19 protein-coding genes and 1 riboswitch are annotated in these 21,830 nt (G+C 54.1%); of the genes, 9 read left to right on the forward strand and 10 right to left on the reverse strand.

The window, feature by feature from the left end; genetic code table 11:
* Positions 1-545 (reverse strand): transposase (locus tag BLO51_RS30585; RefSeq protein ID WP_245719805.1); only part of this gene is annotated, 545 nt, incomplete at its 3' end.
* On the opposite strand from BLO51_RS30585, the gene BLO51_RS24485 reads away from it, so the two are divergent.
* Positions 544-1,287, forward strand: a complete 744-nt coding sequence (locus tag BLO51_RS24485) for an MFS transporter (protein WP_090676019.1) — start codon at positions 544-546, stop codon at positions 1,285-1,287. The two genes, BLO51_RS30585 and BLO51_RS24485, sit on opposite strands and share 2 nt — an antisense overlap.
* Positions 1,288-1,368: 81 nt before the next feature.
* Here the strand turns inward: BLO51_RS24485 and lepB are convergent, their stop codons facing one another.
* Positions 1,369-1,884: a signal peptidase I gene (gene lepB / locus BLO51_RS24490; protein WP_090676020.1), complete on the reverse strand. Its 516-nt coding sequence runs from the start codon at positions 1,882-1,884 to the stop codon at positions 1,369-1,371.
* A gap of 225 nt (positions 1,885-2,109) precedes the next feature.
* On the opposite strand from lepB, the gene BLO51_RS24495 reads away from it, so the two are divergent.
* On the forward strand, positions 2,110-3,039 hold the full coding sequence (locus BLO51_RS24495) for an aldo/keto reductase (protein WP_090676022.1): 930 nt from the start codon (positions 2,110-2,112) through the stop codon (positions 3,037-3,039).
* Positions 3,040-3,124: 85 nt separating this feature from the next.
* Here the strand turns inward: BLO51_RS24495 and BLO51_RS24500 are convergent, their stop codons facing one another.
* Together BLO51_RS24500 and BLO51_RS24505 are read right to left on the reverse strand one after the other, a co-directional pair.
* Positions 3,125-4,900 carry a putative bifunctional diguanylate cyclase/phosphodiesterase gene (locus BLO51_RS24500; protein WP_090676024.1) on the reverse strand — a complete coding sequence of 592 codons (1,776 nt, stop codon included), beginning with the start codon at positions 4,898-4,900 and terminating at the stop codon, positions 3,125-3,127.
* Between the two features lie 145 nt (positions 4,901-5,045).
* Complete coding sequence (locus tag BLO51_RS24505) at positions 5,046-6,713, reverse strand: copper resistance CopC/CopD family protein (protein WP_174551313.1); 1,668 nt, start codon at positions 6,711-6,713, stop codon at positions 5,046-5,048.
* A gap of 307 nt (positions 6,714-7,020) precedes the next feature.
* Here BLO51_RS24505 and BLO51_RS29930 point away from each other — a divergent pair, with 307 nt between their 5' ends.
* The 3 genes from BLO51_RS29930 (at position 7,021) to BLO51_RS24515 (ending at position 10,772) form a co-directional block, all read left to right on the forward strand.
* Positions 7,021-7,191 carry a hypothetical protein gene (locus BLO51_RS29930; protein ID WP_217266786.1) on the forward strand — a complete coding sequence of 57 codons (171 nt, stop codon included), beginning with the start codon at positions 7,021-7,023 and terminating at the stop codon, positions 7,189-7,191.
* Between the two features lie 22 nt (positions 7,192-7,213).
* A complete protein-coding gene (locus BLO51_RS24510) occupies positions 7,214-9,439 on the forward strand; it encodes a ribonucleoside-diphosphate reductase subunit alpha (protein WP_090676025.1) in 2,226 nt (741 codons plus the stop codon).
* Between the two features lie 295 nt (positions 9,440-9,734).
* Positions 9,735-10,772 carry a ribonucleotide-diphosphate reductase subunit beta gene (locus tag BLO51_RS24515; protein WP_090676027.1) on the forward strand — a complete coding sequence of 346 codons (1,038 nt, stop codon included), beginning with the start codon at positions 9,735-9,737 and terminating at the stop codon, positions 10,770-10,772.
* An 82-nt stretch (positions 10,773-10,854) separates the two neighbouring features.
* Here the strand turns inward: BLO51_RS24515 and BLO51_RS24520 are convergent, their stop codons facing one another.
* The 4 genes from BLO51_RS24520 to BLO51_RS24535 form a co-directional block, all read right to left on the reverse strand.
* Positions 10,855-12,381, reverse strand: coding sequence for a methyl-accepting chemotaxis protein (locus tag BLO51_RS24520; protein ID WP_245719806.1), 1,527 nt, complete (start codon positions 12,379-12,381; stop codon positions 10,855-10,857).
* 141 nt (positions 12,382-12,522) lie between these two features.
* Positions 12,523-14,208: a diguanylate cyclase gene (locus BLO51_RS24525; protein WP_245719807.1), complete on the reverse strand. Its 1,686-nt coding sequence runs from the start codon at positions 14,206-14,208 to the stop codon at positions 12,523-12,525.
* Between the two features lie 65 nt (positions 14,209-14,273).
* Complete coding sequence (locus BLO51_RS24530; protein WP_090676030.1) at positions 14,274-14,657, reverse strand: response regulator; 384 nt, start codon at positions 14,655-14,657, stop codon at positions 14,274-14,276.
* 80 nt (positions 14,658-14,737) lie between these two features.
* Positions 14,738-15,142 carry a gamma-glutamylcyclotransferase family protein gene (locus BLO51_RS24535; protein ID WP_090676068.1) on the reverse strand — a complete coding sequence of 135 codons (405 nt, stop codon included), beginning with the start codon at positions 15,140-15,142 and terminating at the stop codon, positions 14,738-14,740.
* A gap of 210 nt (positions 15,143-15,352) precedes the next feature.
* On the opposite strand from BLO51_RS24535, the gene BLO51_RS24540 reads away from it, so the two are divergent.
* Entirely contained in the window at positions 15,353-15,493 is a 141-nt protein-coding gene (locus tag BLO51_RS24540) for an N-acetylmuramoyl-L-alanine amidase (protein ID WP_090676032.1), read from the forward strand.
* Between the two features lie 81 nt (positions 15,494-15,574).
* Here the strand turns inward: BLO51_RS24540 and BLO51_RS24545 are convergent, their stop codons facing one another.
* Positions 15,575-15,883, reverse strand: a complete 309-nt coding sequence (locus tag BLO51_RS24545; RefSeq protein WP_010499607.1) for a CD3324 family protein — start codon at positions 15,881-15,883, stop codon at positions 15,575-15,577.
* 772 nt (positions 15,884-16,655) lie between these two features.
* Positions 16,656-16,758, forward strand: a riboswitch (purine riboswitch).
* A 164-nt stretch (positions 16,759-16,922) separates the two neighbouring features.
* Between BLO51_RS24545 and BLO51_RS24550 the strand changes: the two genes are divergently transcribed.
* Entirely contained in the window at positions 16,923-17,522 is a 600-nt protein-coding gene (locus BLO51_RS24550; RefSeq protein ID WP_090676034.1) for a xanthine phosphoribosyltransferase, read from the forward strand.
* Between the two features lie 45 nt (positions 17,523-17,567).
* The gene (locus BLO51_RS24555; protein ID WP_090676036.1) at positions 17,568-18,893 is read left to right on the forward strand and encodes a nucleobase:cation symporter-2 family protein; all 1,326 of its coding nucleotides are present in this window, start codon (positions 17,568-17,570) and stop codon (positions 18,891-18,893) included.
* A gap of 95 nt (positions 18,894-18,988) precedes the next feature.
* On the opposite strand, the gene BLO51_RS24560 is transcribed toward BLO51_RS24555, so the two are convergent.
* Positions 18,989-20,572: a bifunctional metallophosphatase/5'-nucleotidase gene (locus BLO51_RS24560; RefSeq protein WP_090676038.1), complete on the reverse strand. Its 1,584-nt coding sequence runs from the start codon at positions 20,570-20,572 to the stop codon at positions 18,989-18,991.
* 195 nt (positions 20,573-20,767) lie between these two features.
* On the opposite strand from BLO51_RS24560, the gene BLO51_RS24565 reads away from it, so the two are divergent.
* Positions 20,768-21,733, forward strand: a complete 966-nt coding sequence (locus BLO51_RS24565) for a phosphate/phosphite/phosphonate ABC transporter substrate-binding protein (RefSeq protein WP_090676039.1) — start codon at positions 20,768-20,770, stop codon at positions 21,731-21,733.
* The last annotated feature ends 97 nt before the right edge of the window (positions 21,734-21,830 follow it).

Consider the following 21,830-nt stretch of genomic DNA (forward strand, 5'->3'; position numbering starts at 1 on the left):
GCTACAAGGAAAATCGCCCAAAACCAGGTCAGCAGTGGAGTGTGAGACTTATGCATAATCGTCCCGGCAGTAACAGACGCCTGGTGCTTGCAGCGCGTGCATTGATACAGCTTGCGGGTTTCCAGAAAGTAGAATGCAGTATGTTCGCATTTGGGACAGCAGAAGCCGTTCGCCCAGCGGATCTGGAACAGATGCTCGCGACATGCGTCATCCGAATGAAACTTTTCTTGAAATCTCTTCAACGTCATCAATTCTTGTTGAGCCATGCCAATCTCTCCCGAACATTTATTTGTAATTAGTGTATCAAACAAACGTTCGTATGTGAAGGTTTTTGCTGAGGTAACTTGATATTCAAATATTTTTTTAATCTCATTTTTTGACGGATGGGTGAAACCTTGTAGAAATTCTTTGATTCCTCGACTAGCTTCCAAAGACGCTTTAGTGAAAGTAAATGGATTGGTATCTACTAGCGACCAAATCATCAAATGTTCCAGTTGGGCTTTCAGCGGTGTCTTGGTGATTATGCTAGGTACATTTAATTCCATGGTTATCGTTTTAGTCGCATTGTTTATTGCTATGCTTCTTGCTTTTTGGATCAAGGATCATACTGACGTTGACTCCAAGACATCCAATGATAAAGTTTCAAAATGGTCGCAATTTGCGGAAGGATGGAAGATATCTTTTCAGGACAAGAAAACTAGAACTGTTTTTATGGTCGATGCGATAGATACAATTGGGGGAACAGCTTGGATTGGCGCTTTTGTGTTGGCCTTTTGCGTTCAAGTCCTCCACAAAGATGAGAGTTGGTGGGGGATAATGAATGGCTCTTTCTTTGCTGGCTCAATCCTAGGTGGAATGCTTGTAGTTTCAATTTCTAAGTATTTTAAGAATAGAAAGTTCCCATTAATGTTGTGGGGACTTGGGATTTACGCGATAATTGCAGGAATATTCGCATTTAACATCAACCCTTTCGTAGCTATGGCGCTGATGTTTTTGATGGGGCCGCCAATACAAGTTACCGCAGTAATTAGAAAAACGTTGTTACAAGAAAATGTCCAAGAAGAAAAACTACCCAAGGTCATGTCTTGCCTTGAAGTAGTAAACAATGTAGTTTTTAGCACTTCATTGCTTTCTCTTGGATGGGTGGCAGATACTTTCGGCATTACAGTAATATATATAATAGCTGCTGTGGCTACTATAGTGTCAGTAGCGATTGGAATATTGGCGAGATCAAATTTTATAGAACAAAAAGCAGAAGTTCTCCAACGCGAGGCTATGAGGTATTGAATTATAAATCAAATACATATTTTGAAGCAGTCAGAAAAGCAAAACCAGCACTTAGCTCAATGGCTAGGTGCTGGATTCCTGCTACTTAATCTCCCCGAACTGATCGAACGGGTAATAACGGAACAGCGCCTTGCCGACAAGCTTGCTTTTGTCCACGAACGGCGTCGGCCATAGATGCGAATCCAAGCTGTCGTTGCGGTTATCGCCAAGGAACAAATACTTCCCTTCCGGCACTTGAACCGGGCCGAATTGGTATTTCATCGGCTCCTTCACATAAGGCTCGTCCACCTTCTCGCCGTTACGAAACAGCGCGCCTTCCTTCACCTCAATCGTATCGCCAGGCAGTCCGATCAGCCGCTTGATGTAGCGCTTGTCTTCCTCTCCCTTGAGCGGCGGATAAAAGACGACGATATCGCCGAACTTAAAATCGGTCAGCGCGACCATTTTTTCCACAAACACTTTATCGTCGAGCTGAATGGTCGGCAGCATCGAACCGGTCGGCACCTTCATCCCCTGCGCCACATACGTGTTGAACGAAAAGCTGATGATGACAGCCAAGCCAAGCGGCGCTCCCCATTCCTTTGCCCATCGCATCATTCGGTTCAAGAGCTTCTCCCTCGCCTTCTCAATGTCGTTTCCCTTAACTATACCGGATACGAAGAAAAAGAGTATTAACAGAACCTTAAAATTAGAAATCGGCCCACTCGACACAATGCGCGGCAGGATGATCCCCTGCCTTCTATCACACATTTGAAGCAAGCTAGCGAATTAGGTAAAATCAGGAGGAAGCGCAAAAATCAATCGCTCAAGGAGGGATTATCGATGAAATACCGGAAGCTGGGCAAAACAAACATGAAGGTGTCCGTCATCGGGGTCGGCACATGGCAGTTCGGCGGTGAATGGGGCAAGCCGTTTAGCCAGGAGGAAGCGGATGCGATTCTGGACGAAGCCAAAGCGTGCGGCATCAACCTGATCGACACCGCGGAATGCTACGGGGACCATACGTCCGAATCGCTCATCGGAAGCTACATCTCCCGGGGCCGTCGCGAAGACTGGGTCATTGCCACCAAGTTCGGGCATAAATTTCACGCCCATCTGGACCGGACTCAGGAATGGTCGCCGCAGGCAGTGCTGGCACAGCTCGATGCCTCGCTCAAAGCGCTCCAGACGGACTACATAGATCTTTATCAGTTTCATTCGGGCACAGACGAAGCCTTCGATCAAGACGAGCTGTGGACCTTGCTGGACAAACAAGTACAGGCCGGAAAAATACGGCATCTCGGCACGTCCATCGGCAGCAACGACAACCTCCATCAGACGGACGCCTCCGAACGCGTGAATTCGAAGGTCATTCAAGTCGTTTACAACCGGCTCGACCGCAAGCCGGAGGAGCGGGTCTTCCCGTCCTGCGAGCGCCAAGGGCTCGGCGTGCTGGCGCGCGTGCCGCTGGCCAGCGGCTACCTGAGCGGCAAATACAATCCCGGCGCCTCGTTTGCGGAGAACGACGTCCGCCATCGGCACGACCCGGAGCAAACGCGGCTGAAGCTGGAAGAAGTGAAGCGCATCCGCGAGCACGAAGTGCCGGAAGGCATGGACATGGCAACTTGGGCGCTGGCCTGGTGCCTGAAGCATCCTGCGGTCAGCGCGGTGATTCCGGGCTGCAAAAACAGCCAGCAGGTCATCGCCAACGCCGCGGCTGCGCAGTATGTCGGCGAAGGTCATCCGCAAGCTTGGCAGGAAACGAAGGCCTGATCGCCCGAAGCGGTCGCTACCATGCCTCTAGGATGCGGCGGCCTCCCCTTGCAGCCAAAAAATAAACAAGCGTTCCGGCTTCGCATTAGGCGAGGCTGGAACGCTTATTTGTTGCTTGATCCGTCAAGCCGAAGGCCGCAGCTATCAGATCGGTAAACTCGTTGGCCGGAACCGGCTTGCTGTAAATATAGCCTTGAATTTCCCTGCATTTGATATCGAGCAGGAAGGAGAGCTGCTCCTCCGTCTCGACCCCTTCGGCAATAACGTTCAGCTTCAAGCTGAGCGCCATCGCCATAATCGCCCGGACGATGGCGGCGTCGTCCGGATCGACCGTAATGTCGCGGACGAACTGCTGCGCAATTTTGAGCTTGTCGATCGGAAACTTCTTGAGATAACCGAGGGACGAATAGCCGGTGCCGAAATCGTCCATCGAGATATGTACGCCGAGCTCGCGCAAGGTTTGCAGCTTTTGAATGACTTGATCTACGTGGTACATCGCAATGCTTTCGGTAATTTCCAGCTCCAAATACCGCGGCTCCAGCCCGCTTTCCTGCAGCGCGTCGAGAACCACCTGAACGAAATCGTGCTGGTGAAACTGAATCGGAGAGATGTTCACCGCCATCTTCAGCGGCGGAAACCCGGCAAGCTGCCACGCTTTGTTCTGCTTGCAGGCCGTCCGCAGCACCCATTGTCCGATCGGAATGATCAATCCCGTCTCTTCGGCCAGCGGAATAAATTCACCCGGCGAGATAAAGCCTAGCCGCGGATGATTCCAACGGATGAGGGCTTCCATTCCGTTCATGCGGGTCGTGAAAATATCGACCTGCGGCTGGTAATACAGGACAAACTCATCCTGCTCCAGCGCTTTGTTCAGCCACTCTTCCATTACCAGCTTCTGAATGACCGTATCGTTCATCTCGGCCTTGTAGAACCGGTAGCCGTTTTTCCCGAGCTCCTTGGCCTGGTACATGGCCGTATCGGCATTTTTCATGAGCGTAATGGGATCTTCCCCGTCTTGCGGATACATCGCGATTCCGATACTGCAGCCCACACGAAGCTCGTGGCCGTCTATAGCAAAGGGCTGGCTGAGCAGATGGATGATTTTCTGCGCCGCCTTTTCGATGTCCTGCGGCTGCGACGCATCCTCGATCAGCACGGTAAATTCGTCCCCGCCCTGCCGCGACACGCAATCGCCTGCCTGCAGTCCGCTCTTGAGCCGTTCCGCCGCTTCCGCCAACAGAAGATCGCCGAACGCATGACCGAACGTATCGTTGACGTTCTTAAACCGGTCCAGATCGATGAACATCACGGACAGCTTGCGCCCCGACAGCTTTGCGGCCCGGATTGACTTGCCGACGCTTTGCTGGAACTTCTGGCGGTTCGGCAACCCGGTCAGCATATCGTGATAGGCGAGGTACGTAAGCTGGCGTACCGTTAATTCCCGGTTGCGCATATCCGTCAGCACAAAATAAAGGATCGGCGTCGTGAGCAGAGCGAGACCCGCCAAATCGACCGTTGTTCTCATCAAGTCGACGGTTTGCCACGACACAAAGCGCACCGCCAATGCCACAATCTCTGCGAACGCCATAATCACGACGGCCGGGGCCAGCGCTCGAATCGGCTTGACGCTGTTGTTTCGAACGGCCGCGCTAAGAATCGGCGCAACCAACAGCACGGTCAAGCCCGATGTAATAAAGTCCAACGGGTCATTAGGCGCACCAAGCAACTGTTTGAGCGAAAGCAGCACGATTTCCACGCCAGCCATCACACACAACAAATGCAGAAGCGCAGCGTGCCGGTGCAGTTTATGCCGCCATTCCCGCAGCAGCCCCGAACCTGCAGGACTCCGTTTTTTTGCCATGTCGCTCCTCTGCTTCCTCATACGAAAGGTTTTCTTTTTATTCTAATTCTCCAGAACCAAAAGAACAAGAGGACTTTAGTCATAAAGACCCATATTCATCGACATAAAACGAACCAATTCAACATGATCCCGTTTGAAATGACGATCAATAGACGCGGAACATATGTTCATATACCGTTTCGTCGTCATTGCTGTCAAGAACCCGTACCTCCAGCTTCCAATGGCCGGGATAAGGCAAATAAGCTCCGCGCGTTTTGTACGTATGTCTTTTTAACCCGAACGACTCCTCGAAGCTCACATCCTCCGTATATTCGACAGGCACCAGGAACGGCGCAATTTCCGGATTGTCCGTCGCCTGCAGCTTCATGATCACCTGCTTCGGTTTGCCGAGCTTTTCGGGCAGCCACACTTTTACGGTAAAATCGTTGACGCCCGGCACCTTCGGACTGATCTGCGCGGTCATATGGATCTTCTCGCCCATCACATGCCAGTTCATCCGTTCATTGGCCGGAAGCGGGGTTAAATAAGTAAATACGCCGACGATGCCGACAATAAGCGCCATCAGCACGGCATCGACTCCAAGCAGACGGCCTGCACGCCGTTCGCTGCTTTTGCGGAACAAGAAGCGGATCAGCGCCGCGGTCACGACGACCAGCAGTACGAGCCCGGTCTTCGCCAGAAGCAGCTTGCCCCACCCTGTCTCCACGATATACCGTACGTCCGGGAGAAAAATGAACACGGTCAGCACGCCGGAGACGGTCAGCAGCAGGATGCTGATCAGCGCCGCCGTAGAGAAGTTCGGAAGGAACCGTTTGCCCAGCTCCTTATCCGTACGCCATAAGACGAGCAGCATCAGCAAGCCCCCGACCCATACCGAAGAGGCGGCCAGATGAAGCCAGTCCAGCACCAGCGTTTCGCTTTTCGGTTCGAACGCGGCCGCATGCCCGAGCAGGCTTTTGGCGAACCAGACGAGCGCAAGCCAGATATAGTCGAAAAAGATGCTGCGGTACAGAACGACAAAGGACAGCAGCGCCAGCAGCAGTCCTCCGAGCCAGGCGTAGCCGACCGTCGTTTGGGTGAACAAACGCAGCAGACCTTCCGCTCCCCCGTCGCCGATCAGATCGCCCATATGCGCCCACATGAACAAAATATATGCGATCAAATAGAGCTGCTGCAGCCGTTCCGCCCACTGTTTCAGCCGGACGCGGGCCGGATCTGTTTTTTCTCCGGGAACGAACCAGCGAAGCCAGAGCAGCCAGCCCGTAAAGCCGAGCAACGCCAAATAAAACAAAATACGCGAGCCGAATTGCAGTACATCCTTCACTCCAAACGTACTCATCGGACCGTCGTGACGGTGCAAATGCTCAATCGCAGGTGCGCTGCCGCCGACGCCCGACGGCTGATCCAGACTTTGGCCGACCGCGAACAAATAAGTGCCGTCCACGGGATGCCCGTCGGCGGAGATGACGTGATAAGTCACCACATAGATGCCTTTGGTGAGTCCAGGAAGGTCCAGGGTCAAGGCCGTGCGGGTATCGTTCATCACAGCCGTTTTGTCCGTCACCTTGCGCTTGCTGCCGTCGTAGACCCTTAAATAGTACAGTCCCTCCTCCAGACGCTCGTTAAACGTCAAGACCACCTGCTCCGGCGGCTTCTCCAGCTCCGCGCCGTTTGCCGGAACCGTCTGCACGAGGGAGGCGTGAGCTCCGGCCGGGGCCGCAGACCCAAGCAGGCACATGAAGCCGAGCCAGACAATCAGCAGCCATAAGGCGAGCCTTATGTACGTCCCTCCCCAATTCCCTCTCCATTCCATTCGTTATTCCTCCTATCGTTCACCGGAGACCCGATATTATCATCCCATGACCTCAATTTTTATCACAAAAAAAGGCAGGTTTCCCACAGCACATAGTAAATGTAGCATAAAACGCAATAACAAACCAAATTCGGCGTTTTTTCGCGATTTTGTCCCAATCAATTGGCGATTATCGGCCGAATGAATAGATTGACAGAGAAGCGACGATGCGGTAAATTCATGATATTGCTTCTTAAAAAAACTACATATTGTAGGTGCAATAACCAATAACTACGACATATTGTGGAAAACTTGTCAAAGTGCCGCCATGGCAACGAAGCCGCACCCGTACGGTTCCCTAGGCCCAATCGAGGGCGAACCGCAGAACGACAGGAAGCTTCGAAGCGCGAACTCTGCCTGTGACCACACCTTTAACGCTTCGTACAAAGCGTTAGCGGCATGCGTCTGCCTGCAAGGCAGCGGCATGCTTTTTCTTTGAACATTCCAAAGGAGCTGAATGCATGATCATCGTAAAACGGGACGGCACGAAGGAAGAACTCGTGTTCTCCAAAATGAAAAAGGTCATCGACTTCGCGTGCGAAACTTATCCGGAATGCGATCCGCTGGAGCTGGAAACCGCTCTGCTGCCCTTATTCCGCAACGGGATTACGACCCAGGAAATCCAACGCCTGCTCATTCAGGTAGCCGTAGAAAAAACAAGCGTCGAGCAGCCGAACTGGCAGTATGTCGCCGCCAAGCTGCTCACATACGATCTTTATAAGGAAGCCCGCTTAAACCGCAAGTACGGCCATTTCGGCTACGGCGATCTGTATTCGCTAATCACCTATTTGACCGATACGGGCTTGTACGGCAAATACGTTCTGGAGCACTACAGCCGGGAAGAAATTCAGGAGCTTGGCGCTTACATCAAGCCGGAGCGCGATTACCTGCTGAACTACATCGGCCTCAAGACGCTCGCCGACCGCTATTTGATCAAGGGAGTGGACAAGGAAGTGCTGGAGCTTCCGCAGGAGCTGTTCATGGGCGTGGCGATGCACCTGGCCATGAAGGAAACAGATAAGCTGCATTGGGCGAAGCAGTTCTACGACGTGCTCAGCAATCTGGAGATGACGGTAGCGACGCCGACGCTGGCGAACGCCCGCAAGCCGCTGCATCAGCTCTCCAGCTGTTTTATCGATACGGTACCCGACAACCTGTGGGGCATCTACAACGTAGACCAAAGCTTTGCGCAGGTATCCAAGCACGGCGGCGGCATGGGCATCTACGTCGGCAAAGTGCGCAGCCGCGGCTCCAACATCCGCGGGTTCAAGGGCGTCGCCGGCGGCGTCGTGCCTTGGATCAAGAACTACAACAATACGGCCATCGCCGTCGACCAGCTCGGTGTCCGTTCCGGAGCCGTCGCCGTCTACCTTGACGTGTGGCATAAGGATATTTTGGACTTCCTGAACCTGAAGACGAACAACGGCGACGACCGGATGAAGGCCCACGATATTTTCCCGGGCGTCTGTATCCCCGATCTGTTCATGAAAACGCTCGAGGAGCGCGGCACGTGGTACTTGTTCGATCCGCACGAAGTGCGCAAGATCAAGGGCTACTCGATCGAGGATTCGTGGGGCGAGGAATTCGAAAGTCGCTACTGGGATTGCGTGAACGACGACAAAATTTCGAAGGACGAAATTCCGGCCATCGACATTATGAAGCGCATCCTGACCAGCTCGTTTGAAACCGGCACGCCGTTCGTGTTCTTCCGCGATACGGTGAACCGCGCCAACCCGAACAAGCACAAGGGCATGATTTACTGCTCGAACCTGTGTACCGAAATTTGCCAAAATATGAGCGCCACCGAGATGATCCAGACGGAGCACGAGGACGGCATCATTACGACGAAGGTGAAAAGCGGCGATTTCGTCGTCTGCAACCTGTCTTCGACCAACCTCGGCCGCGTCTATACGAAGGAAGACATCAAGCGCGTCGTCACGACGCAGATGCGAATGATGGACAACGTTATCGACCTGAACTACTACCCGATTCCGCAAGCGGAAATTACGAATAAAAAGTACCGCGCCGTCGGCCTCGGCTCCAGCGGTTACCATCAAATGCTGGCTCAGCTCAAAATTCAATGGGAATCCGATGAGCACGTGCAGAAAGCCGACGAAGTGTACGAGTGGATGAACTACTACGCCATCAAAGCGTCGATGGAAATCGCCAAAGAAAAAGGCGCCTATCCCGTATTCGAGGGCAGCGAATGGCAGACCGGCGAATACTTCGAAGCCCGCAGCTACAACAGCCCGGAATGGCTTGAATTGAAAGAACAGGTCGCGAAACACGGCGTCCGCAACGGCTGGATGTTCGCCATCGCGCCGACGGCATCCACGTCGCTCATCGCCGGCTCGACGGCCGGGATCGACCCGATCTTCAACAAGTTTTTCGTCGAGGAGAAGAAGAACGCCGTCATCCCGCAAACCGCGCCGAACCTGGGCCCGGAGACGATGTGGTTCTACAAGGAAGCGCACCGGATCGACCAGCACTGGAGCATCCGCGCCGCCGGCGCCCGTCAGCGCCATATCGACCAATCGCAATCGTTCAACCTGTACATCACGCCGGAGCTGTCCGCCCGCGAGTTCCTGGAAATGTACATGGCCGCTTGGAAGCACGGCTTGAAAACCGTCTACTACTGCCGCAACAAAAGCCTCGAAGTCGAGGATTGCGTAAGCTGCAGCGCATAGATGAACATTTTCGCTATCCTAACGGGCCGGGTGCGCTTAAGCACGCCTCCCCAACGAAAAAACCCGGAGTTCGCGGGCGGCAGCGAAGCGCGCCGCCCAATGAACTCCAACGCTCTCAACGTAAAGCGTGTACCTAAGACTCTTTGCCGATGCAAAGAGTCTTAGGTACGAAAGCGATCCACCATCAAACATACATCTCCTGCACATTGTCGAGCCTACGACAGCTTTGGGGGTCCAGGGGGCAACGCCCCCTGGGGTCCCCCTTGCAGGGGGACTTAGGGGGTAGAATCCACTTATGGAGCTTCAAAAGAAAAAGCTTTTTAACGAGAACGGCGACCGCGATTGGGGCAAGCGCCGCATGATCGGCGGCAACACGACGAACCTGATCGAGCTGAACAACGTCAAATACGACTGGGCAACCAAGATGTACCGCACGATGATGAACAACTTCTGGATTCCCGAGGAAATCCCGCTCGCGCAGGATGCGAAGGACTATAAATTCCTTTCGCCTATAGAACGCCAAAGCTACGACAAGATCATCAGCTTCCTGATCTTCCTGGATTCGCTGCAAACGGCCAACCTGCCGAACATCAACGAGTACATCACGGCTCCGGAAGTCAACCTGTGCCTGACGGTGCAGACGTTCCAGGAAGCCGTGCACAGCCAGAGCTATTCGTACATCCTCGACAGCGTCTGCTCGGCGGAAGTGCGCGACGACATCTACAACCAGTGGCGCGAGGACAAGCATCTGCTGCGCCGCAACCGGTTCATCACCGACCTGTACGAACAGTTCATCGAGACGCCTTCCACGGAAAACCTGATGCGCACCATCATGGCCAATTACATTCTCGAAGGCATTTATTTTTACAGCGGCTTCAGCTTCTTCTATGCGCTTGGACGCCAAGGCAAAATGCTCGGCACCGTCTCGGAGATCAAGTACATTCAGCGCGACGAGCTGACGCATCTGGCGCTGTTCCAGAACATTTTCCGGGAAATCCGCAAGGAAAATCCGGAGCTGTTCACGGACGAGCTGATCGAGGACCTGCGTCAGATGATGAAGACGGCTGTCCAGCACGAGATCGAGTGGGGCCAATACATCACGAACAACAACATTCACGGCCTGAGCAATGACATCATCGAACAGTACATCAAATATTTGTCCAACGAGCGCCTGCGCAAACTCGGTTTGGAAATTTTGTACCCCGATGTCGTCGAGCACCCGATGAAATGGGTCGAGACGTTCAGCAACATGAACAGCATGAAGACGGACTTTTTCGAGCAAAAGGTGACCAACTACAGCAAATCGTCCAACCTGAACTGGGACGACCTGTAAGCCGGATCACGAACGAAAGCATCCCGCTTCCTTTGCCTTCACGGCAGCGAAGCGGGATGCTTTTCATTGTAATCCATCTACTTTATAAAGAAGACATATTCTTCTTCCGTTCCGTTTGCAGCTCGTGGCAGATCGTCTCCAGCTCCTTCGCGAGCCGTGTAAGCCCTTCCGTCGAAGCGGTGATCGACTCCATCGCCGATAGCTGCTCCTGCGACGAGGAGAGCACATGATTCGCCCCTGCCGCACTGTCGTCGGAAATGCGCGCCACCTCGTTCAAGGCCGCCGTCACCTGCTCCGACCCTGCCGACATTTGCTGGGCAGCCGCCGAAATATCCTGGATTTGATCGCTTACTTTTTTCGCTTCATCTACAATGAGCCGGAATACGTCCCCGGCTTCGTTCACCGCCGTATGACTCGTTTCGACCTGACCTGCGCTTGCTCTCATCACCGATACGGCCGATACCGTCGCCTGCTGGATCTCTTCGATCAGCTGCGTGATTTGCCCCGCCGACGCTTCCGCTTGCTCCGCGAGCTTCCTAACCTCGCGCGCCACCACGGCGAAGCCCGCTCCGTGCTCTCCCGCCCGGGCCGCTTCGATGGCCGCATTCAGCGCAAGCAGGTTCGTTTGGGAAGCTACCCCGGAAATCAGCGTAGCGATCTCTCCGATTTCGACGGACTGCTTCTCCAGTCGCTGCAAAGCGGCAGACACTTCCGTCGAGGAGCTTTTCAAAGCGCCGAGCTGCGATACCGCTTGACCGATCGTATCGTTCCCTTTCTCCGCTTCCTCCACCATGTTGAGCGACGCCTCCGAGACAGTCGCCGACGATTCGGCCACGCGCTGTACGCCGATTGACATCTCTTCCATCGCGCGCGCGCTGTCTTTGCTGGTCTGCGCCTGCTCTTCCGTTCCCGTCGCCATGTTTTCCATCGAGGTCATGATCTGGCGGTTCGCCAGCAGCGTCTGCTCGGTGTTCTCATTGAGCCGTCCCACATAATCGACGAGTTGCTCGGAGCTGTCCGTCAGCTTGTTTAGAATATTGCTGAGCAGCTTCTGCTTCTCCTGCTTATCCTCTTCAAGCATCGCCACGGTTTCCTTTTTCTTTGTGATTTGCCATACGGTTGTTCCCGCTGTCAGCAAAAGGAACACGGCATGAATCGCCAGCATTTCGAATCCGTACCCTTCCTTGCCGAACACAAGCTCCGAATACAGCCAGTAGGCGGCGATGTATTGCAGGGCGAACAAAGCCGTCATAAGCCAAATCAGCTTCGTATCTTCATAAAAGGCCATCAAAGCGATAACCATGAAGATCGAGAAATAAAATTCGACCATCCCGCCCGATCCGACAATCATCGCCATACTCGTGAATGTCATGGACAGCGCATTGAACAGCGGAACGTAACGTTGATGCCCCCGCCAAAATAACACCCCAGCGACGACTAACAGAAGCAGCGGAGCCCCCAAAAACACATTCAGAAGCATTTCGTAAGCCAGCAAATCGTGCTTGGACTCAAATACATGCATCCATCGGAACAAAGCGCATGCGAGCACGGCCAACAAGTACGTTCCGAACGCCACCGGCAAGGACATCCGGTTTTTAATCGCTAACACATCGGGCTTCGTGGATAACAAAAAGCTCACATCCTATTCACTAAGGTCGAAGCTATACTCTTTATCACATATTATATCGGTCGGAAGTCCTATTTTTTATAGTAAAAAACGAAAAAACCGTGACAGGTCGCCGTCACGGTCTCAGTTTAATTCCAGCAATTCCTTCACCTTGAGCTCCAGTTCAACCATGGAAAACGGTTTGTGCATATACGCATTCGCTCCAAGCTGCATTCCCCGGCTCGTATCCTCCTCCCGGCTGCGCCCCGAAAGAACGAGCACTTTCGTATGGGGTGGCCGCGTGCCGCGGTCCCTCATCCGTTCGAGCACGCCGTACCCGTCGAGACGCGGCATCACGCCGTCGAGAATACACAGATCGACCGGGCTGCCAAGCAGCGTCAAATAAGCCTCTTCCCCATCGGACGCCTCCTTGAAGTCAATCGGCAGGTGCTTGAGCTTCGCCATCAGAATCGAGCGTAAAATATTGTCGTCGTCAGCAATCAGCACCATCTTGCGCACAGCCTTGTCCGTCTCCGTACCGGAAGCGTCGCCGGTATACAGCATTACCCGGTTGCGGCCGTTTTGCTTGGCCTCGTACATCGCATCGTCCGCCCGTCGGATCCACTCGTTCAGCGTAAGGTCGGGCTGCCACTCCGACACGCCGGCCGAGAACGTAATGTGAAACGACTGGCCCTCGTTTTGCGCCACGGGGCCTTGATGCGTCAGCCTCAAGATGCCTTCGATCGTCTTTTTGGCGTCGGCGGCGGACGTGCCGGGCAGCACGACCACGAATTCCTCGCCTCCGAAGCGGGCGATCAGATCCGTAGCGCGCAAATTCGCCTGCAGGAGATGGGCGAGGCCTTGCAGCACCAAATCCCCGATCGGATGCCCGTACGTATCGTTGATCGATTTGAACCGGTCGATATCGATGAATACCATTGAGATCGTCCCGGGATACCGTGCGACACGCTGCAGCTCGACTTGAATTTGGTGGTCAAAATACCGCCGGTTGTACACCCCCGTCAACGGGTCGCGGAACGCCATTTGCTCGAACGTCTTGGTCCGCTTGAGCAGGCTGTAGATGCGGGCGGCCAGCTCTTCGTATTGAAACGGCTTGACCACATAGTCGTCTGCGCCCAAGTAGAAGCAGCGGACCTTGTCATATACGTCGCTGTGCCCGGACAGCACGATCAAGGGCACGAGCTTCAAATTCGGGTCTTCCTTCAAAAATTCGAACAGCTCGTAACCGCTGTCCGGATGCATCATGAGATCGAGCGAAATCAAGTCGTACGAACGCTCCCGGATCAGCCGCTGCGCCGATTGGACGTCTGCGGCCTCATCCACCTCGTAGCCGTCCAGCTTCAGACGCCGGACCAGATAAGTCCGCAGCACTTCGTCATCGTCGATGACAAGCAGCCGTTCGCCCTGCGGAGCCGTGATGTTGATCTGCAGCTGCTCCTGCTGCTCATCCAGCTCCAGCTCGCGTGCGATGGTATCGATCTCCAATTCCAATTCGAGCACCGCCGCAAGGGAAGCCTGCGAGCACCGCCGAAACCGCGCTTGAACCGCTGGCGACGCTACGACTTCCTCATCCTGCGACCATTCCCAGTGCTGGACCAATTTTTCGGCGATCGTCCCGATGCGCCCAAAACCGAACATCGGCGCGCTGCCTTTCAGCGTATGCACGACCCGGTAAAACCAGCGGGCCGACTCGAACGCATCCTCCGGCTCCGCATCCTCGGTCCAATGCCGCAGCTGCTGCAGCTGCTTATTCAGCTCGCGAATATATTTTTTCCGGCCTTCCTTCAGCAGCCGGGCCTCTCGTTTCATCCGGTCGTCAGAGGGTGTTTGATGCAAAGCCTTCACTTCCCGTCTCCGGTATAAATTTTTATCGATTAACGCGCATCGCGCCGGATCAGCTCTTCCACAGTATCCAGCAGCTGCAGCGGACTGAACGGTTTGACGATATATTGCGTAACACCCGCCGCCTTGGCACGTTCCCGGTCCTTATCGAGCGCTTTGGCCGTCAAAAGAATAACCGGCGTATCCGCATTCGGGTTCGCATGGCCGCGCAGCCATTCGCAGACTTCCACTCCGGTGCGTTCGGGCATCATATAGTCCAGAATAATTAAATCGAACGGCTGCTCCTGCAAATAGGCAAGCGCCTGCGCCCCGTCCTCCGCTTCGGTAAGCTCGTATCCTTCCTCGGCCAACGTTTCCGTTAACAAAAACCGCAAGGCCGCTTCGTCATCGGCCAATAAAATTTTATAAGCTGCCATAAGCGCTCCTTCATGGTGCATGCTCTATGGAAATCATTATAGCACGGATGATTGTCGTATGGTTGATCGACGCGATAGTTTTAAAGCATGCTGCCAGGCTCTTGCTTCCTGCGGGCATACTCGCGCCAGGAGCCGCCTTTAATGCGCGGATATCCCCTCGGCTCATTCCACAAATAGATCCATCCCTCGCGTTCTTCCCGCCGGCTGTCGCGCACCCAGACGCGTTCATAATCGTTCCGTGCGCCGGGCCCGTCATACTCCTCCAGTTCATCCATCCGATGCAGACCTTCCTGCGTCACGACCAGCCATTCGCCTTCGATGTCCGTCTCGCCGCCGCAGCCTGACAGGACGAGTCCGGGATAAGCCCCTGCATCGAATAATACGCCGCGTACCCGTCCGGGGCGGACCGAGAGCACGTAAGGCGCGACTACATGATGGTTCGATTCGCCGACCAACAGCGTTCCATAGACGAAAACCCGGATCAGATCGGTTCCCTCCTTCAAGCCAACCGGCGAATCGCTTCCATAGTGACGGTTGCCGGCTGGTGGAAATTCCATTTTCTTCTATAATACCATAAGCCAAGCTTGGGGAATCGGGTGATTTGCCCTATCTTTGACCGCGTGTCCTGTCCGAAAAAGTCAGACTGGCATACATTGTCCATAAGCCGAAGTTTACGGGGGGAAGGGGGGAGCGCCATGCTTAGTCCCGAAGATGCGAACAAGATGATCCGCTTTTTGTCGGCGGCTTATTTTTGCACCGAATCGGAGGAGGCGCGTAAAGTGTTTAACCGGTTGGCCAACGAGCTGCGCAAAGCTTCCGGACAGCCGGAACAATAAGAGGTTGAAGACAATAGAAAAAAGCCAAAAGCGTCCACTTCTGGCTTGTTCCGTTTGCGATTATTTTCGCTATCCTTCCGGCTAGTGCCTGGTGGACGCCGTTTCCTGCTGCCGCGAATTCAGTCCGCGGGTTTTCACGATGATTTTCCGAATGCTGTCCTCCGACAGATGAAACTGACGGATTAGATCGGTGACCGTATGTCCATTCTCATACAGCCGGAAAATTTCAAAATTCCGACGCATAATCGACTGCCGGGTGCCGTTGTTCTCCCCCCAGCCTGCGCGGGTCTGTTCTTTTTTCGGTATATAAATGATTTCGCCCTGAATATAGTCCTGCAGCTGCTTGAGCAGGCTAGGGGGCAAAATATCCTTCCCATTCTTGTACCCCACCGATGAAAGCCTCCTTTCGTGCCATGTTGGCCAAAGCCTCGAAAGTTATAAGCATTTTCATCTTTACACCTCCTCTGAGTTTTGCCGAAGCAAAACTGACGTCGCAAGCATTAGGGGCATGAAATCCAGGATAAACAGCTACGCCGTCCTTGTCATAATTTAAGGATAAGCGCGTTTATCAAGGTTGACGCGAAGCTATAAGTTGCATTAACTTATAAATTCTTATCAACAAAAAAACACGATCGCCATATCGTGCCTGAATGCCTCTATATGTCATGTATCATTCAATGACGGTTCAGGTGACGGTGAAGGAGAAAAATGCTTATTCACTTGTTAGCAAACCCTTTTCCTTTTTTCGTTGTGTCCAGTACTATTACCATTGCACGACACTCCCTTCACCTGAAATTTTTTGGATGACACTGAATTTCTCTTACATTATAACCCATCGATTCTTACATTGTCCATCCGCGAATATATAAGGGGCCCGAAGGCCCCCCTTGACTGGCGTCTCCGCTTACGCGAAGACCACCTCGGTTACCGTAATCATTGTATCTGATCACTCCTTTCCTTAAGCGTCAGCCGGCCGGCTACATCTCCTATTAACTCATATCGGCTGTGGTGCCGCAAGGTGGAAAACGTTTATAACGATTTTATCCTTATTTTGTCCGCTGCTGCGCCTCACGGAAGCTTATGCCGGGAAAACGCCGTTTCCCGTATTTTTGAACTGGCGCAAACCGCCCGCATCGTATATAATGGCATACAGTAAAGCATCGGAAACGAATATAAAAAAGCTCGTATAATTGCAGGATAAATCGGCCTGCGAGTCTCTACCCTGCCTCCGCAACGGCAGGACTACGGGCGGTACACATACGGACGCAGAAAGGAAGACCGCGCTGCTTGCAGCCCGGCCGACCGTTTTGCGCCTTTTCTTGCTTTTGCGTATCGCTCGATTGCCCGTTTCTTATTGTAGAAACGGACGAATCGGGCTTTTTGCGTTTATCGGGCTTAGGATCTTGTTGACATTCGGGAGGAAAAAGCTATGGAACTGCTTAAAAACAAAGTGCTGCAGGAAGGAATCGTGCTCGGAGAACAGGTGCTTAAGGTCGATTCGTTTCTGAACCATCAGGTCGATCCCGTCCTCATGATGGAGATCGGCAAGGAATTTGCCGCCCGCTTCGCCGGCGAGCGCATTACGAAGGTGCTGACCATCGAATCATCCGGCATCGCTCCCGCCGTCATGACGGCGCTGCAGCTCGGCGTGCCGCTCATTTTCGCGCGCAAGCGCAAATCGCTGACGCTTCGGGACGAGCTGCTTACGGAGAAGGTGTATTCCTTTACCAAGCAGGAAGAAAGCGAAGTATCCGTCTCCAAAAAGTTTTTGTCGTCCGGCGACCGAGTGCTGCTGATCGACGATTTCCTCGCCAACGGCGAAGCGGCGTTCGGGTTGGCCCGGATTGCCGAGAAAGCGGGTGCCGAGGTGGCCGGTATCGGCATCGTGATCGAGAAGGCATTTCAGCCCGGGGGCCGGAAGCTTCTGGACGCAGGCTATCGCGTAGAATCGCTCGCGCCCGTCGCTTCGTTGGCGGACGGACGGGTCACGTTCGCGGACAAGCCTGAGCGGCAGACGAATCCGGTATAAATCCGTGCCCAACAATCCATTCCCGGAGGTATCCTTCCTGTGTCTATGAATGCAAAAACAACCAGCCAGCCGCCGATGCGGCGGTTTTCGCTCGGCCTGCAGCACGTGCTGGCCATGTATGCCGGCGCCGTCATCGTGCCGCTGATTGTCGGCAGCGCGCTGAAGCTGTCGCCGGAGCAGCTCGCCTACCTGGTTTCAATCGACCTGTTAACCTGTGGTCTTGCGACCCTGCTTCAAGTATGGAGCAACCGGTTCTTCGGCATCGGCCTGCCCGTCGTGCTTGGCTGTACGTTCACGGCCGTCGGCCCGATGATCGCCATCGGGAGCCAGCACGGCATCTCGACCGTCTACGGCGCCATTTTGGCCGCGGGCTTGTTCGTCGTCCTCTTCGCCGGGCTGTTCGGCAAGCTGATCCGCTTCTTCCCTCCGGTCGTGACCGGTTCGGTCGTCACGATCATCGGGCTCACGCTCATTCCCGTAGCGCTGAACGATATGGGCGGTGGGGTCGGCAATCCGAATTTCGGCGCGCCGATCAACCTGCTGCTTTCATTCGGCGTGCTCGCGCTTATTATTGCCATGAACCGCTTTTTCACCGGCTTTTGGCGGGCAATCTCGATTCTACTCGGCTTGATCGTCGGGACGCTTGTCGCGGCGCTGCTTGGCAAAGTCAGCTTCGCTCCGTTCTATGAAGCTTCCTGGTTTCATATGGTGCATCCGTTCTACTTCGGCATGCCGACGTTTGAAATCACCTCCATACTGACGATGATTCTGGTTGCTGCGGTCAGCCTGGTGGAGTCGACCGGCGTCTTTCTGGCTCTCGGCAAAATATGCGACCGTGACATCCGCTCGGAGGATTTGACCCGCGGCTACCGCGCGGAAGGACTCGCGATCATCCTCGGCGGCTTGTTCAACGCCTTCCCGTATACGACCTACTCGCAGAACGTCGGGCTTATCCAAATGAGCGGCGTCCGGACGCGCGACGTGATCATGGCCGCAGGCGGCATTTTGATCGTCCTTGGCCTGATCCCGAAAGTCGCGGCGCTGACGACGCTGATCCCGACCCCCGTGCTCGGCGGCGCGACCGTCGCCATGTTCGGTATGGTCGTCTCTTCCGGAATCCGCATGCTCGGCTCGCAGGTCGATCTGAACAACCATGAGAACCTGCTGATCATTGCCTGTTCCGTCGGCATGGGCCTCGGCGTGACGGTTGTTCCGACACTGTTCAACCAACTGCCGCAAGCCGTGCAAATTTTGACCAGCAACGGCATTGTCGCCGGCAGCTTTACGGCGATCGTACTGAATCTGGTGTTCAATCTCCGACGGAAACGGTCGGTTGCCGACGCTTCGCAGCCGCAAGGCGCTGCTAACTGATTGAAGACTAACGCTTGATATCGTATAAGAAGACTGCTGCCCTGTTGTATGCTACAGGACCGCAGTCTTCTTTTTTTGCCACATTTCCTAATGGTTTAATCCCAAACCACTTCCCAATTCCGGTTCAGCGAAGCTTCAATCGTTCCCCGTTCCATAATATAGCCAGCCAGCAGCTCCGCCATATCGGTCGGAATGTCCTTTACGACCGGCTTCCCTTGGAACATCAGGTAGTTGCCGCCGCCCGCCGCCCGGTAATTGTTCATGACGACGTCGTATTCCGCCTCCGGATCGATCGGCTTGCCGTTATACCGCAGGTCGACGATCCGCTGTCCTACCGGGCGCGAAATGTTGATCCGGTAGTCGATGCCCTCCCACATGTCGTAATTGTAATGCTGCGGCTTCGGATCCCTGAATTCCGCACTGACTTGCACCGGACCGTTTCCGTCATATTGGGCAAAATACGAGGCTGAACGCTCCAGTGCGGCGCGAATATCCTGCCCCGACACTCGGATGACCTGCAGTGTGTTCGGATAAATATAATTGGAGACGATGTCCCGCATCGTAATATGCTCGGGAAATCCCGGCGAGATATTGTCGAACAGCGCGGTGTTCGAGATCGGAGCCCCCGACAGCTCCATCTGCACCCGGTTGATAAACTCGATGAGCGGATGCTCCTTCAGCCGGACCTGCATCGGATCAGTAACACGCATATCGCCAAGCAGACGCCCGATCGGCTGATCAAGCCATACTTGCGCAAGGCGTTCGTGCGGCTCCACGATCCCCAGCACCGCAGAATCCGGTGCTTCGTCCTGCGGGGACACCAGCTCGGATGCAGCTTCCAGAACGCACCAGCTTCCCGCTTCCAAGCCCATCGTGAGCGTAACTTTGCCAAGCCACGCACCTGCACTGCCGGGCTGCACGACCGTCACCCCGTTGATGCTCGTTCCACCGATTGAACGGTGCTGGTGACCCGTGAGCAGCACGTCGATGCCTTTCACCTCGCGGCAGAGTGCATAGCCTTGATTTTCCCCCGTCAACGGCTCCGTCGGCTCGCCGGATTCCAGATGCCGTTCGAACCCGCCGTGATAAGAGACGATCACGACGTCCGCTCCCTCTTGCTCGCGCAAATGCTTCACCCACCGCTTGGCCGTCTCTACGGCATCGTCAAAACGCAGGCCCGCGATATGCTCGGGCTTCTCCCAATGCGGGATGTAAGGCGTCGTCAGCCCCAGCACGCCGATTTTGAGCCCTTGCTCAAGCGTCTTCACCAGATAGGGCTTGCCGAATAGCGGTTCGCCCGTCGCCTCATCGACAATATTGGCGCTGAGCCAAGGGAAGCTCGATTCCCCGACCGCTTTGCGCAGCAGCTCCATCCCATAGTTGAATTCGTGATTCCCGATGACGGCCGCGTCGTACCCGAGCTCATTCAGACACTGAATCATCGGATTCGGCACCCCGACGTTCAGTTTGGCGTGATGATACGCGAGCGGCGTCCCTTGAATCAAATCCCCGTTATCGATAAGCAGCATCGGTCCGCCCTTCTGGCGCTCCTTGCGAATGATCGATGCGATTTTGGCCAGCCCCGTTTCCGTCGGGCTGTTGTTGGCATACTGAATCGGAAGCAGCGCCCCGTGAATGTCGCTTGTTTCCAGAATCGTGACTGTCAGCTTTTGAACCACCTTGCATTCAACTCCGTTTTTCCATGAATTGAATCCACTATATCAAATTTAGCGCCGGAGAACCATCCATCGGGATCGAAAATAACTTTCGACATATTCAGGTGTTTTTTACAAAAAATTTACTATGGACTGTCCTAATCTGTGGTATAGTAGAAAATGGATTTTTAATTAACAAGTTAACAGGAGGTCCGTTCCATGTTTAAAAAGTTTGCAGCAGTCAGTTTGTCCCTGGTGCTTTCCGCCGGGATTGCAGCAGGTTGCGCTACGAAAACAGAGAACAAATCGGCAGCCCCTGCTCCTTCCGACAAAAAGCAAGAAGCGCCTGCGAAAGGCTATACGCCTAAAGAATTGAAAGTGCAATTCGTTCCATCCCAAAACGCAGAGACGCTGGAAGCGAAGGCGAAGCCGCTGGAGAAGCTGCTTGACGCCAAGCTCGGCATTCCGGTCAAAGTATCCGTCTCGACCAACTACAACACCGTTATCGAAGCGATGGCTTCCAAGCAAGTCGATATCGGCTTCCTGCCTCCGAACGCTTATGTGCTGGCGCATGACGAGAAGAAAGCGGCAGACCTGCTGCTGCAAGCTCAACGATACGGCGTAGACGACAAAACGGGCGCCGACACCAAAGACCTGGTCGATTTCTACAAAGCTATGATCATCGTTAAAGCGGATTCCCCGATCAAAGAAATGAAAGACCTGAAAGGCAAAAAAATCGCTTGGCAAGGCGTAACGTCCTCCGCAGGCTTCGTATGGCCGGCCAACGAAATGAAAAAAACCGGCGTCGATCCGGAGAAAGACGTAACGGGCATCGAAGTAAAAGGTCACGACAAAGGCATTATCGCCGTGCTGAACGGACAAGTTGACGCCGCGGCTATCTTCCAGGACGCCCGCTACAAGATGAAAACCGACTACCCTGACATCTATGAAAAAACGCGCGTGCTCGCCTTCACTTCTCCGATTCCGAACGACACGGTCACCGTTCGCAAAGATATGGATCAAGCGTGGAAAGACAAAATCGCTCAAGCATTCATCGATATCGGCAAAGATCCAGAAGGCGGAAAAATTATTTTCGACGTATACTCCCACCGTGGCTACGTGAAATCCGACGACAAGAAATTCGACGTTGTTCGCGAATATTCCAAAGCCATCGGCCAGAAGTAATCTAAGCTTTCAGCAAAAAGGAGCACCCTGCTTTCCGCAGCGGCGCTCCTTTTTGCTTTACAGGCGCTCCTTGACTTGATCCAGCTCCAACGCCGAA

Source organism: Paenibacillus tianmuensis (assembly GCF_900100345.1).
Classification (GTDB): Bacteria; Bacillota; Bacilli; order Paenibacillales; family NBRC-103111; genus Paenibacillus_G; species Paenibacillus_G tianmuensis.

Bases quoted from the DNA above. Each gene is read 5' to 3' on its own strand.
- BLO51_RS24540 (WP_090676032.1), top strand. From the start codon at position 15,353: ATGCTTAGTCCCGAAGATGCGAACAAGATGATCCGCTTTTTGTCGGCG.
- BLO51_RS24530 (WP_090676030.1), bottom strand. From the start codon at position 14,657: ATGGCAGCTTATAAAATTTTATTGGCCGATGACGAAGCGGCCTTGCGG.
- BLO51_RS24565 (WP_090676039.1), top strand. From the start codon at position 20,768: ATGTTTAAAAAGTTTGCAGCAGTCAGTTTGTCCCTGGTGCTTTCCGCC.
- BLO51_RS24500 (WP_090676024.1), bottom strand. From the start codon at position 4,900: ATGGCAAAAAAACGGAGTCCTGCAGGTTCGGGGCTGCTGCGGGAATGG.
- lepB (WP_090676020.1), bottom strand. From the start codon at position 1,884: ATGATGCGATGGGCAAAGGAATGGGGAGCGCCGCTTGGCTTGGCTGTC.
- BLO51_RS24495 (WP_090676022.1), top strand. From the start codon at position 2,110: ATGAAATACCGGAAGCTGGGCAAAACAAACATGAAGGTGTCCGTCATC.
- BLO51_RS24525 (WP_245719807.1), bottom strand. From the start codon at position 14,208: ATGAAACGAGAGGCCCGGCTGCTGAAGGAAGGCCGGAAAAAATATATT.
- BLO51_RS24555 (WP_090676036.1), top strand. From the start codon at position 17,568: ATGAATGCAAAAACAACCAGCCAGCCGCCGATGCGGCGGTTTTCGCTC.
- BLO51_RS24515 (WP_090676027.1), top strand. From the start codon at position 9,735: ATGGAGCTTCAAAAGAAAAAGCTTTTTAACGAGAACGGCGACCGCGAT.
- BLO51_RS24510 (WP_090676025.1), top strand. From the start codon at position 7,214: ATGATCATCGTAAAACGGGACGGCACGAAGGAAGAACTCGTGTTCTCC.
- BLO51_RS24485 (WP_090676019.1), top strand. From the start codon at position 544: ATGGTTATCGTTTTAGTCGCATTGTTTATTGCTATGCTTCTTGCTTTT.
- BLO51_RS24550 (WP_090676034.1), top strand. From the start codon at position 16,923: ATGGAACTGCTTAAAAACAAAGTGCTGCAGGAAGGAATCGTGCTCGGA.
- BLO51_RS24505 (WP_174551313.1), bottom strand. From the start codon at position 6,713: ATGGAATGGAGAGGGAATTGGGGAGGGACGTACATAAGGCTCGCCTTA.
- BLO51_RS29930 (WP_217266786.1), top strand. From the start codon at position 7,021: ATGGCAACGAAGCCGCACCCGTACGGTTCCCTAGGCCCAATCGAGGGC.